Here is a 10,694-nt window from a genome sequence, read left to right as displayed (position 1 = left end):
CGTGGGTCCCCGGCAGCCGCCGCTGTTGCCCGGCCCCGGGCAGTAACGCCGCCAGCGTCTTCCCGGCCACCTCCGGGCCGAACCGGGCGTCGACGGCCCGCTTGCCCGCCTCCGACAGCCGCCGCCACACCCCGTCGTCGTCGAGCAGGGTGGCGATGCGGTCGGCGAGGAGCCCGGCCGTGTCCCCGACCAGCACGTCCGCGCCGTCGACGAGACCCATCCCCTCCACCGCGACCGTCGTGGCCGCCACGGGGACGCCGTGCGCCATCGCCTCACCGACCTTGCCCTTGACGCCGGCACCGAATCGCAGCGGGGCGACCACCACCCGCGCCCCGTCGTACATCGTGGCGAGGTCGTCCACCCACCCGTGCACCACCACGGACCCGTCGTCGGCGTCCGTGCTCTCCAGGTCGAGCACCTCGCGGGGCGGGTTGCTGCCGACGATGTGCACGACGGCGTCCGGGTGCCGCTCACGCACCTCGGGCAGGACCTCCTCGACGAGCCAGCGCGCGGCGTCCCGGTTGGGCCGGTGGTCGAACCCGCCGACGAACAGCACCCCGGACCGTCCCCGCGGCGACGCCGGCGCCGGGTCGACGTCGTGCACATTGGACAGTACCTCGACCCGGGCCTCCGGTGTCTCCACGGCGAGCAGGTCGCGTTCGGTGTCTGACACGGTGAACGTGACGTCACAGGCCCGCGCCAACCCGAGTTCGAGCTGCCGCAGCGCCTCCGCGCGCCGTCGCAGCGACCCGGCCTCCACGGTGTCGCCGAGCGAGCGCGCCAGCTCCGCGTGCCGCCCCAGGCGTACATGGTGCAGGTCGACCGTGTCGTAGGCGATCGTGCAGTCGGGGGCGTGCTCGCGCAGCGGCTCCAGCCACTGCCACGCGACCTGTGGCCGGGACAGCACCGCGAGCCGGATCTCCGGACCGACGTCGCGCACGAATTCCTCCTGCTGCCGCCGGTCACCGACGATGGTCACCCCCGCCCGGTACAGCGGCCCGGCGTAGCGCAGGTCGGCGAGGTCGTCGTCGCCGGGGAAGAACACCACCCGCTGGTCGAGACCGACGAGCAGTTCGAGTATCCGCATCATCCGGACCGAGCCGGAGTCCTCGTCGGTGCGCGGCAACCGGTGGTCGGCCACGACGACGAATCCCCCGTCGTGCCCCTGCGCGGTCCGGCTGCGCGCGGCCCAGAGGTTGCGTCTGCTCGCCCTGGCGCGGTGGGTCACCAGGGCGTGCGCCCACTTCTCCGCGAAGACGGTGCGGTTGAGTCGCTGGTAGCGCTTCACCCCGCGCGCGGTGTCGGTCCCGTTCGACACACCCTCGTCGTGGGTGACCACCGACGCCGGTTGCACCACGGTGCGGTACCCGGCCGCGCGCACCGCGAAGGCCAGGTCGGTGTCCTCGTAGTAGGCGGGCGCGTAGCGCGGGTCGAAGCCACCGACCGCCCGGAACACGTCCCCGCGCACCAGCAGGGCCGCGCCGGAGCAGTAGTCGACGTCCCGCAGCGTCGCGAAGCGCGGTTCGTCCGCGGGGCTGCCCCGGCCGTAGTTCGACCCGGACCCGTCCGCCCAGACGATGCCCCCGCATTCCTGAAGTGTCCCGTTCGGATAGACGAGCTTGGACCCGACGAGGCCGATGCCGGGGTTGTCCCGCAGCACCGCGGCCGACTCGTCGAGCCACCCGTCGTGGACCTCGGTGTCGTTGTTCAGGAACATCAGCAGCTCGCCGCGTGCGTGCCCGGCGCCGAGGTTGCACGCACCGATGAACCCGCTGTTGCGCCCGGTGCGCACCAACCGCACGCCCTCGCAGGAGGCGATCCGTTCCGGTGTGTCGTCCGGGGAGGCGTCGTCCACCACGATCACCTCGAACGGCGTGACCGGGAGACGCCGCGCGATCGAGGCGAGGCAGCGCCGGGTCCAGGGCCATTTCCCGTACACCGGGATGATCACGCTGACCACCGGTTCGGCGCTGGTGGACACCGTCACCGGACCGGTCTCCAGCCGTGGGGCGGGCGCGACACCCTTCGGCCTGCCCAACGCGCTCTCGTAGAGGTCCCGGCGGATGGTGCCCCGGGGGGCCGCCCGCTCGATCATCCCGCGGTACCGGCCGATCAGCTTCTGCGCGAGGGCGGACTGGTGGGCCCGCAGCGTGGCGTTCTCCTCCTCCAGGGCGTCGACCCGGGAGCGCAGCGTCCCGTTGTTCTCCCGGAGCCAGTCCCGCTCCGTGGCGTAACGCTCGAGGCGCAGCCGCAGCGCGTCCCCGTCCGTGGACACCGGGTCGTTCACGGGCACCGGGTCGCGGAAGGGTGCGGCACCCGTGGCGTCCGTCCGCTCCCCGGTGGACCCGGTGCCCTCCGCCGACCCGGTGCCCTCCGCCGATTCGGTGCCCTCCGCCGATTCAACCGACCGTTCGCCCGTCCCGGAAGCCCCCGTAGTCATGCGGGCACAGTAGCGCCCACCGTCGGGGGCGCGGTGTCAGGTTCCCGCTTCGCGCAGGGCGAGTCCGGTCAACACGTACGACAGGCTCCGACGGTCGTCACCGGCCCCGATTTCCGCGGGAACGGCCCACCAGTCGGCGGAGAGGGTCAGCTCGACCGACCGGTGCGCGGGCAGGGTCACGGCCGTCCGGGCCCCGGTCCTCCCGTGCCCGACGGCGATCGTGCCCGCCGGGTCCCCGTCCACCGTCAGCGTCAGCGTGCCCGGCCCCGGCATCCACTCGGGCACGTAAACCTCGACGTCGACGCCTTCCACGGCCGCGGTGGTCCGGACCGGGAGGGTGGCCGCCCGGCCGACCCAGCGGTCGTGCTCCACGCCGTGCAGCCGCCCGACGGCGAGACCGGCCCCGCCGACGAGCCGCTGCGGGTCCGCCGCGTCGGGGTGGAAGGACACCCGCCCCCCGGTGTCCACGACCCCGGTGCGGCGCACCGACCGCTCCGGCGTCCGGCCGCGGTAGGCGCGGAGCTCGTGCGGCCGGGGGTGGAACAGCGCGGTCATCCGGGTCGGGGTGACGACGCCGAGATCGATCAGGGTGTCGTCGAGGGTGCCGAGGTCGTCGAGCAACGCCCGGTGCGCGGCCTCGGCCGGGTCGAAGTTGTGCCCATACACCCGGTCGATGAACGGGTCGATCACGTTGCCGAGCGTCAGGAACAGACCGGGGTGCAGAAACTCCCGCAGCACGGGCAGCACGTCCTGGGCGCGGATGCCCTCGAAGCCGTCGGCGGCGCAGTCGAGGTCGACGAAGTGCTCGTCCACCGCGCCGGTGACGGCGTTGCGCCGCAGCTCCGGCGGCAGGGTCGCCCACACCCGCTCGATCACCTCCAGCGCCTCCGGCCACCGGCGGTGCCCGTTGCGACCGATCATGTCGTGGACCACCAGGACCCCGTCGGCGCGCAGGCCGTTCCGCAGCTGCGCGCCGAGGTGTTCGAGATCGAGCACGTGGTGCAGCACCTGATAGGCCACGATCACGTCGTGGTCGGTCTCCGCCTCCCAGGTGTTCAGGTCGGCGTCGAGGTGTTCCACCCGCGCGTCCAGACCGCGCTCGTGCGCGGCCTCGGCGGCACGCTGCCGCATCTCCGGGTTGACCTCCAGCAGCCGCAGGCGCACGTTGTCGACCCCGGAGGCCACCAGCTCCCCGAGCCACCGCAGCTCCTGATCCCCGTTGCCGCTGCCGAGCGAGAGCACCACGGCGTCCCGGCCCGCGGCGCGGGCCTCGGCGGCGCGGGCGCGGAGGGTGTCGGTCACCAGGGAGTCGAGGTCGGCCACGCCCAGCTCGCGCAGTTTCGGCAGCAGATGGCGCCGCGACCAGTGGTGCGCCGAGTCCGGCAGTCCGCCGTGCACGTCGACCTGCCCGGCGAAGGTGTCCCGCTCGACGGCCAGCCGCCGTTCGTAGTCCGACCCGTGTGCCCGCACGCTGTCCCTTCGCCGCTTCTCCCGGCCGCCCGTCGCCGGTCCCCCGGTCCCCCGGGTCCGGTCGACGCGGACACCGCCGACTCCGGCGATCCGGCCTCTCCCCCCGGGTTCCGGCGCTACCATACTGGCCGTGCTCCCCGGTACCCCGGCGAACCCGGCCTCCCCGCCACCGGAGCGGCATGCGCCCCCGCCCGCGCGGCCGCGGTTGCCACCGACCCCCGAGTCGTGGCTGCCGCGGGAACACAGCCTCTACCGCCCCCGGCACAGCCGCGGCCAACGCGGGGCGCTCGTGTGTGCCGTCGTCTTCTTCCTCGCCCCGGCACTGGCGTTCGTGCTCGGGGTGCGTCCCGCGGAGTTCGAGAACCGGCAGCTCGCCGAGTTCCCCGGCCCGGGCGACGGGTGGGGGTTCTTCACCGGGTTGCCGGCCTGGGCGACCGATCACCTGCCGCTGCGCGAGGCCGGGGTGCGCGCCGCGGAGGCCGTGAGCACCGGGGTCTTCGGGGATCCGCCCGGTGCGGGGGCGGACACGGGCGGCCGGGAGGGGCCCGTGGGGGTGGAACCTCCGACCGGCCCACCGGACCACAAGTCCGATCGGACCCCCGAGGTGCCGAAGGAGCACTTCCCGCGCGCGGTCCTCGGCACGGACGGCTGGTACTACCTCGGCGACGACATGACACACAAGTGCTTCCCGGTGCATGATGTCGACGAGGTCATCCGGCGGCTGGACCGGCTGCGCCGGGCCGTCGAGTCCTCGGGCAGACAGTTCGAACTGGTCTTCGCGCCGGACAAGACCACCATGGCCCCGGAGCACCTGCCGGACGACTACCTCGGCAAGGAGTGCACCGAGGCCCGCACGCGGGAGTTCTGGGAGCGGGTGCCCGCGGCGACCGGGGCGATCGATCTCCGGCCCGCACTGCACCACGCGGACGAACGCCTCGGGGCGCCGGTGTACGGGCCGCTGGACAGCCACTGGACGTTCGCGGGCGGGCTCACCATGACCTACGCACTCGCCGAGCGCCTCGCGCCGGGCAGCACGGAGTCGTGGGAGGTCGAGCGGAACGGACGCAGGCCGTGGGTGGCCGATGTGCCCCGGTTGCACGGGAAACATCTGGACCGCGGGCTGGACGCGTTCTCCCTCGCGCCCGACGGCAACGGGGACCGCACCGACTACGTCGGCAGCAACTTCCGCAAGCCCCTGCACCTGGAACAGACCGGACCGGCGGCCGAGGGGACCGTGCGACGCCCCGTCGGGGTCCTCGCCGACTCGTTCACGCAGTTCGCCACGCCGTATCTGGCCGCGACCGTGGGCGACCTGCGGGTGGTGCACCACAACACGCTCGCCCTGTCCTCCGGACGGGAGATCGCGGAACTGTTGGCCGATCGTGACGTCGTCGTCGTGCAGTTCGTCGAACGCATCATCGCGGGCGGCGGAAGTGCGCTGCTCCGGGACTCCGCCCTGGACACCCTCGCCGCCACGCTGGCACGTCACCCGAGATAACGACCCGATGTCGACCTCGGGTGACATCCGATCTGACTACAGCGGGCCCGCGACCACGCAGTAAGTTACCTGGGCGTGGTCCCTGCCGGATGCGGTGGCGGGCCGCGACCAGGCGAGGACGTCCACCGACGTCGGTGACACGAGACTGCCCGAAGGGGGGCCGGGGGTGACCTGGCAGGAGGACCTACGCAAGCTGGACGAGAATCTGGCGTCCGGCAACCTTTCCGCGGACGAGTACCGCGCCCGCCGCGACCAGATCCTGTCCTCGGCGGTCAGCTCACCCCAGGACCCCCAACAAGCACCGGGCGAGGCGGACTCGACCCAGGTGGTCGCACCGGTCGCGGGCGGACAACCGAGCCAGCCCCAGCCCGGCCAACCGCAGCCCGGCCAACCCCCGGAGTCCGGCCAACCGCAGGCCGGTCAGTCCCCGTCGAGCCAACCGCAGCAGAATCCGCCCGCACAGCACCAACCGGCGCAACACCAACCGGCACAGCCGGCACAACAACCGGGTGCGCAGCACGGACCCCGGGAGGAGCAGGCACAGCCGGGCCGCCCGGAGGCGACCCAGGTCGTCTCGCCCGCCGACCCCACGGCCCACCCGCACCCGGCGGCAGCGCCGGGACAGCCCGGCTCCCCCGCGGGCGGATTTCCGCAGCAGTCCGCACCTCAGCCACCGGCGGGACAACCGGCCCAGCCGGGACAGCCGGTTCCCCCGGGGCAGCCCGCGCAGCACCCCGCCTCCCCACCCGCCGGGTTCGCCGGCCCGCAGCAGCGACCGTGGAACGCCGCCCCGGAGGATCCGGCCCCGCCGTGGGGCGGTGAGTCCTTCCCGCCGCTGACGCCACGGACACCCCAGCCAGGGTCCCGGGGGCGTTCGACGAGCCCGCCTCGCCGGGGGCGGGCAGGCGGATCGCGTTGGCCGTGCTCGCGGTGGTGCTGCTGGCCGGGGGCGGCCTCGTGGTGTGGCTGCTGAGCGGCTCCGGGGACGACCCGGACGAGGAAGGCGGCCTGGCCGGGGAGCCCGGACGGATGAGCCGGATCTCCAGCGCCCCGCCGCCCTCGCCGACGAGCTCGCCGCTGCCGAGCCCACCGCCCGCGAAGCAGACGCCGACCGACAACCCCTCGGCCCTCATCGACCTGCCCGGGGAGACCCGCGACGGCGGTGGCGAGTTCGACCGGGAGACGATGCTGGACCGCGAGGTCCTCCCGAGGTCGTTCGCCGAGGCACTGCTGGAGACCGATTTGGGCAAGGGCCTGCTCCGGACCACGATCGTGGACGAGGAGGTCACGATCGGCCTGTACGCCATCGAGGTGGGCGACCAGGCCGAAGCGGTGTCCATGGTCGAGGAATACGGGAAGACCCAGGTCAACGGCAGTATCCCGCACTCCCGGGAGTTGTCCCTGCAGGGCGTGCCGGCCTACGCCTCCCCCGACGACGGCAACAGTTTCTACCGCACCGCCTACGCGCTCTACGACCGCGTGATCGTGCTCGACGTGTTCGGGGACGACCCGGACCGGGTACGGGACATGTTCGTGGAGATCCGCGACGAGCAGATCGCCCACGCCCCGCCCTCGACGACCGACTTCTGAGGGCGGACGCCCGCCGGGCCCGGCCGCGGAATGCGGCGGGCGGGCGTCAGCGGCCGACCGCGTAGCCCTGCATCCCGCGCGGATTCGCCGCCGCGCGCAGCAGGCCGGTGGCGCGGTCCCGGGAGACCGCCGAGAGCCGGCCGAGCGACCACGGCCCGGCGTCGACGACCTCGTGCCCGCGTTCGGCCAGCTCGGCGAGCGTCTCCGCGCCCAGCCGGGACTCCACGACCAGTTCCCGGGGGTGCCACGCCCGCGGATGGAAGGAACTGGGGAACGCCGTGGTGTGCCAGGCGGGCGCGTCGATCGACTCCTGCAGGTTGTACCCGCCGACCACGTGGGCGAGCCAGAAGCACAGTTGCCACTGGTCCTGCTGGTCACCGCCGGGGGTGCCGAACGCGAGCGCCGGTCGGCCGTGATGCAGGGCCATCGACGGTGACAGGGTGATGCGGGGACGCTTGCGCGGGGCCAGCGAGTTCGGCAGCCCCTGCTCCAGCCAGAACATCTGCGCCCGCGAGTCGAGGCAGAACCCGAGCTCCGGGATGGTGGGCGAGGACTGCAACCAGCCGCCGGACGGGGTCGCGGAGATCATGTTGCCCGCGGCGTCCACGATGTCGAGATGCACCGTGTCGCCCCGGGTCCCCCCGGCCGGGTCCACGGTGGGCTCGCCGACCGCCCCGCCACCGGCGTCCTGTCCCCGGGTGCGGGACAGCACCTCCGGCAGCCGCGGGTCCGGACCACCCGGTCGCAGCCGGTCGTCGGCCTCCTGGCCGACCAGCGCACGGCGCCGCGCGGCGTACTCGGGGGACAACAGCCCGGCCAGGTCGAGCCCGGTGTCGCCGTAGTACGCCTCCCGGTCGGCGAAGGCGAGTTTCGCGCACTCGGTCGCCAGGTGGACCGTGGTCGCGTCCGGGACACCGTCGCGGAAGGTCAGTTCGTCGCGGAACCCTTCGAGCAGCCGGAGCTGCTGGGCCAACACCGGGCCCTGCGTCCACGCCCCGCACTTGACCAGGCTCCACTCCCCGAAGTCACTGATCACCGCGTCCTCGTAGGTGGCCTCCCAGCCTGCGAGGTCGTCGGCGGTGAGCAGGCCGGCGTGGTCGGCGCCGGAGTCGTCGCGGAACGCCCGGCGGGCGAAGGTGTCGATCGCCTCGGCGACGAAGCCGTGCGACCAGGCCCGGCGGGCGGCGTCGATCTGTTCCTCCCGCCCCCGACGGGTCTCGGCCTCGGCGAGCAGCCGCTGCCAGGTGCGGGCGAGCGCGCGGTTGCGGTGCAGCGACCCGGGGGTGGGCGCCTCACCGCCGGGCAGCCACAGTTCCGCGGACCCGGGCCAGTGGTGGGTGAACAACCCCGCCACCGCGTCGATCGTGTCGGTGATCCGGGAGACGACCGGAACGCCCTGCCACGCGTAGGAGATCGCGTACTTCAGCACCTCCCGCAGGTCCCTGGTGCCGTGGTCGCGCAGCAGCAACAGCCAGGCGTCCCACGCACCCGGCACGGTCGCGGCGAGCAGCCCGCTGCCGGGGATCAGATCGAGCCCGAGCCCGGCGAAGTGTTCCGGCGTCGCCGCCGCCGGGGCCACGCCCTGCCCGCACAGCACCCGGGGCGTCGCCTCCCCCGCCACGGAGAACAGCGCGGGCACCTGGCCCGCGGGCCCGTTCAGATGCGGCTCCGCCACCTGGAGGACGAACCCCGCGGCCACGGCGGCGTCGAAGGCGTTGCCGCCGTCCTCCAGCACGGCCATCCCGGTGCTGGAGGCGAGCCAGTGGGTCGAGGCGACCATGCCGTGGGTTCCGGCGAGTTCCGGTCGGGAGGTGAACACGATGTCGACCATACGGGTGACAAGTTCGTTCGCTCAACTAACTTCCGACCAATCTCTCCGTAAGGAGGAGCGAATGCCGGGGCGGGCGGTGGGTTCCCGCAAACCGGGGCCGCTACGGCTACGCCCCGGAGCGCCGGGTTGCGCATTCCGACCGGACCTGACCACCGTCGAACGGCGTCAGCCGAACCACTGCACCTCGAAGACCAGGACCTACAGTCCCGCCTTCGTGCGGGTGACCGACAACGGCTCGTCGGCGGGCACCGGATCGCCGGTGCGCAGCTCAGCGGCCCGGCGCGCAACGCGCGCGAAGTTCTCCCGATCGGCCTGAAGTGCGGCGAACCTACGCCAGGACTCCACCAGGTCCAGCAGTGCGGTCAACTCCAGGCTGGCGCGGGCCTCGTCCAGCGCCGCGGTGTAGGCCGCGTCGAACGCGCCGCGGTCCTCGGGCAGCAGCGCTGCCCGAATCGCCGCAGGCGACGCGCCCGGAGCCAGCCGATGCCGACGCGGAGACGGTTCCTCGGCGTGTGGTGCACTCATGCCCGCCACGATAGCCGCACCCACCGACAGCCGACAGCGCCGACGCACGACGCCACGCGACCGGGGCGCGGTGGGGACCGGGTGCACAGGCCCGGCGATGTCAGAGATCGCCGACGTACGGGACCGTCGCGGCCGGGCCGCTCATCCACTCCCGGAGGGCGTGCGTGGCCCGTACGTCGTCCTCGTTGTAGCGCAACAGGCGCTCCCGCTGCCCGGCGTCGGGCGTCCCACCGTCCATCCCGACGGCCTCCCGGTACCAGCGCATCGACGCCTCGCCCCCCGCCTCCGGGTCGCGCCAGGCGAACCCGGCCACCGGCGCCACGACCTTGAGCCCCTTGCCCCGGGCACACAGGAACTGTTCGGAGACACCGCGGAAAAGGTCGACCCACTCGTCCGACTCGACGAACGCGCGCACCTCCTCCCGGGAGGGCACGCCCCCGGTCCCGGCGAAGCGCTCCGCCGAGGAGTACAGCCAGCGGTTCTCCGCCATGGCGTTGTAACAGTAGGCCCGGAAGCCGAGCCCGGCCGCCGCCGCGGCGGCGCGCACGTGGGACAGCCAGGTCCAGAACCGCGCGAACGAGTTCCCCTCGTCCGGGGTCGGCAGTGGCTCCCAGGTGGCGAAGGCGTGGTATCCGGGTTCGATGCCGAGGTCCACCCCCGGCGCGGTGGTCAGCAGTGCGCCCCACAGGTACGCGCCGGAGTCGCCGAAGCTCTCCATGTCGATGTCCACCTCGACGTCCCCGCGGGGCACGTGCACCCGCTCGACCCTGCGGACCACCGTAAGGTCGGCCAACCACGCCCGGGCCAGCGCCACGGCGTCGGTGAACGTGGCCGCGGTCCACTGGATCGGCGACGCCCCCTGCGGGTCCAGCGCGGCGAGCTTGTCCACCGTGGTGATCCCGGCCCGCCGCAGCTGCACGGCGTCCTCACCCCGCACGACGAGGCTGACGTCCCGCGCGGCGGTCAACCGGCTCTCGCACACCGGCCACCACGGACAGCCCTTGCACTCCAGCACCCGGGACGGTTCGGCCAGCGCCTCCGACCGGCTCGCGGCCGCCCGTGCCACCGCCAGCCGGTCGGCGAACCGCTCGTCGTACTCGTCCAGCGCACTGCGCCCGCCCGGCCATGTGGGCGCGTTCAGGTCGTGCCACACGACGACGTCGGCGTCCAGGCCGATGACCCCGCCCAGCGCACGCCCCGGCTCGACGACGCCGGCGGCCTCCGCCAGCCGGTGCAGATGGGCGAGCCGGAGCTGGTCGCGCGGATGGGAACGGACCTTGCGGCCCTCGTCCGCCCCGGCGCGGTCCGGGTCGAGCTCCGGGAGCTCCGTGGTGTGCGCG

8 protein-coding genes are annotated in these 10,694 nt (G+C 73.6%); 2 read left to right on the top strand and 6 right to left on the bottom strand.

Annotation, left to right across the window (positions count from 1 at the left end; translation table 11 throughout):
* Both SACPADRAFT_RS27930 and SACPADRAFT_RS0214970 read right to left on the bottom strand, forming a co-directional pair.
* Window positions 1-2,440 (bottom strand): glycosyltransferase (locus SACPADRAFT_RS27930; RefSeq protein WP_007025058.1); only part of this gene is annotated, 2,440 nt, incomplete at its 3' end.
* A gap of 36 nt (window positions 2,441-2,476) precedes the next feature.
* Complete coding sequence (locus SACPADRAFT_RS0214970; protein ID WP_007025057.1) at window positions 2,477-4,033, bottom strand: class I SAM-dependent methyltransferase; 1,557 nt, start codon at window positions 4,031-4,033, stop codon at window positions 2,477-2,479.
* A 7-nt stretch (window positions 4,034-4,040) separates the two neighbouring features.
* Here SACPADRAFT_RS0214970 and SACPADRAFT_RS0214965 point away from each other — a divergent pair, with 7 nt between their 5' ends.
* Entirely contained in the window at window positions 4,041-5,408 is a 1,368-nt protein-coding gene (locus SACPADRAFT_RS0214965; protein WP_007025056.1) for an alginate O-acetyltransferase AlgX-related protein, read from the top strand.
* Between the two features lie 277 nt (window positions 5,409-5,685).
* Here the strand turns inward: SACPADRAFT_RS0214965 and SACPADRAFT_RS34010 are convergent, their stop codons facing one another.
* Window positions 5,686-6,141 (bottom strand): hypothetical protein, encoded by a 456-nt coding sequence (locus SACPADRAFT_RS34010; protein WP_007025055.1) that lies wholly within the window; start codon window positions 6,139-6,141, stop codon window positions 5,686-5,688.
* A gap of 182 nt (window positions 6,142-6,323) precedes the next feature.
* Between SACPADRAFT_RS34010 and SACPADRAFT_RS34005 the strand changes: the two genes are divergently transcribed.
* The gene (locus tag SACPADRAFT_RS34005) at window positions 6,324-6,998 is read left to right on the top strand and encodes a hypothetical protein (protein ID WP_007025054.1); all 675 of its coding nucleotides are present in this window, start codon (window positions 6,324-6,326) and stop codon (window positions 6,996-6,998) included.
* A 46-nt stretch (window positions 6,999-7,044) separates the two neighbouring features.
* Here SACPADRAFT_RS34005 and SACPADRAFT_RS0214955 read toward each other — a convergent pair whose 3' ends face one another.
* The 3 genes from SACPADRAFT_RS0214955 to SACPADRAFT_RS27920 form a co-directional block, all read right to left on the bottom strand.
* Window positions 7,045-8,829: a gamma-glutamyltransferase family protein gene (locus tag SACPADRAFT_RS0214955; protein ID WP_007025053.1), complete on the bottom strand. Its 1,785-nt coding sequence runs from the start codon at window positions 8,827-8,829 to the stop codon at window positions 7,045-7,047.
* Between the two features lie 198 nt (window positions 8,830-9,027).
* Window positions 9,028-9,354 carry a DUF6247 family protein gene (locus tag SACPADRAFT_RS0214950; RefSeq protein ID WP_007025052.1) on the bottom strand — a complete coding sequence of 109 codons (327 nt, stop codon included), beginning with the start codon at window positions 9,352-9,354 and terminating at the stop codon, window positions 9,028-9,030.
* A 100-nt stretch (window positions 9,355-9,454) separates the two neighbouring features.
* On the bottom strand, window positions 9,455-10,694 hold a 1,240-nt coding region (locus tag SACPADRAFT_RS27920; RefSeq protein ID WP_040924394.1), incomplete at its 5' end, for a TM0106 family RecB-like putative nuclease.

The sequence above is a fragment of the Saccharomonospora iraqiensis subsp. paurometabolica YIM 90007 genome (assembly GCF_000231035.2).
In the GTDB taxonomy this organism is placed as follows: Bacteria; Actinomycetota; Actinomycetes; order Mycobacteriales; family Pseudonocardiaceae; genus Saccharomonospora; species Saccharomonospora paurometabolica.
This window is presented reverse-complemented; position numbering and strand designations above follow the sequence as displayed.